The following is a 1,471-nucleotide window of genomic DNA, read 5'->3' on the forward strand; positions in this document are numbered from 1 at the left end:
GTGGGTTCATAGTCTAAGATAGTTATGAGGGGGATATTAGTAATCCCTTAACACTCAACCTTTATACGTATGTAATGAATAATCCGCTGATCTTTATTGATCCATCGGGATATAGGGCAGCTTGTACTTCGCAGAGTGCATGTCAACAACTTTACAAAACGATTACGGCTCATGAAGCCAGCATGCAACTCAAGCTGGATACAGGTCTTTATCAGTCCCCAATGGATATGGCAGGTGACTTGGCCAGACTGTTAGCCTACCAAGATGGCTATTATGGGGAGCTTGATGAGAAGAAGCATGATCTTTATTTTGCAAGAGCCAGTTGGAAACTTCACGAGGCTGAAGCTGCTGCGTTTGAAGCCGGACAGGCAGATATTGCGAAATTAGCGGCAGGCATGTATGGTGCTACGAAATACTTGAATGGAAGATTAAAATTAGACTTGCAGTTATTTGCTTCCGATAAAAAACGTGTATTCAATGTATTAAAACAAGAAAGCCCTGTGTGGAAAACCTTCGATAATGTTAAGGGAAAGGATAGAAGAACAACAGGTCATGGAAGAAGTAAGCAATTCTATGAATGGGATCATACCCATAATGATATTGAAGTGTACAACAGCAAAGGTAAACATTTGGGGTCGATGGACCCGATAACAGGCCAAATATATAAAGGACCTGTCAAAGGAAGGACGATTGACATTGACTGATATTTTACAAAAACTTATTGACAACGAAATTACAGTCGATCAAGCCCATGATATTCTAGATCAGACAATTGATGATTTTCATGATGGGAAGCTTGCTCAAGAGATACACGAAGCTTTACACTTGGACAATTACGAATGGACGGCCATTTGCCACTCCATTAATTTAGGGGTATTAGCAGAATGGAGACAATCTGGCTGGCCGGGAAGTTGTAGTCAATGTGGAACCGAGATTGACTACAAAAAATATGGTTGGACAATAAAGAACAACCAATTGAAAGGTCTCAATTGTTGTTAGTATTTTTGAAAACCTTAACTGGATGCGTTCCAGTTAAGGTTTTCTACATGGGGATTGAGTTATTGCTGATGGAAGTAGCCGATTGAAATACAATTTAGCGGCAACCCCGCCGGGAAATCCATCGCATACGGATTCCCGGTCTTTTTATGCGCTTCTCGATACGAAGCGCTAATACCCTCCAAATGATCGAACTGTATGCCTGCGGCAAAGATACAGATCATTTGTAAACTCTTTTGGCGTTGTAAGCCGCTGCGCTCCGCGACCGTGCGAACCAACGCCATAAAACCTTACCGCCGCTAGGCGAATAAGCCACCAGCGCTGCCGTATTTGTCCGGCAGTTTACGTGTTTGACGCCTCGCGGGCAACTCTTCCCAATGATCCAAACACATGCCAACGGCAAGAACAAGGATCATTCTGAAGCTTTTTGGGCGTGGAAAGCGGCTCCGCTTTAGGGTCTGTCAAAGATTTTGTG

Annotated in this window: 2 protein-coding genes and 1 pseudogene; 2 read left to right on the forward strand and 1 reads right to left on the reverse strand. The window is 43.2% G+C overall.

All coding sequences use genetic code 11. From position 1 onward, the window contains the following. Nucleotides 1-479: 479 nt before the first annotated feature. Both XYCOK13_RS22450 and XYCOK13_RS19510 read left to right on the forward strand, forming a co-directional pair. A pseudogene (locus XYCOK13_RS22450) lies at nt 480-704 on the forward strand (colicin E3/pyocin S6 family cytotoxin); the annotation flags it as partial. Further along, complete coding sequence (locus tag XYCOK13_RS19510; RefSeq protein WP_213413921.1) at nt 691-999, forward strand: hypothetical protein; 309 nt, start codon at nt 691-693, stop codon at nt 997-999. The pseudogene XYCOK13_RS22450 and the gene XYCOK13_RS19510, both read left to right, overlap by 14 nt. 59 nt (nt 1,000-1,058) lie before the next feature. Here XYCOK13_RS19510 and XYCOK13_RS19515 read toward each other — a convergent pair whose 3' ends face one another. Next, nucleotides 1,059-1,280, reverse strand: a complete 222-nt coding sequence (locus XYCOK13_RS19515; protein WP_213413922.1) for a hypothetical protein — start codon at nt 1,278-1,280, stop codon at nt 1,059-1,061. Between the last annotated feature and the right edge of the window lie 191 nt (nt 1,281-1,471).

Origin of the sequence: Xylanibacillus composti (genome assembly GCF_018403685.1) — a bacterium.
GTDB lineage: Bacteria > Bacillota > Bacilli > Paenibacillales > K13 > Xylanibacillus > Xylanibacillus composti.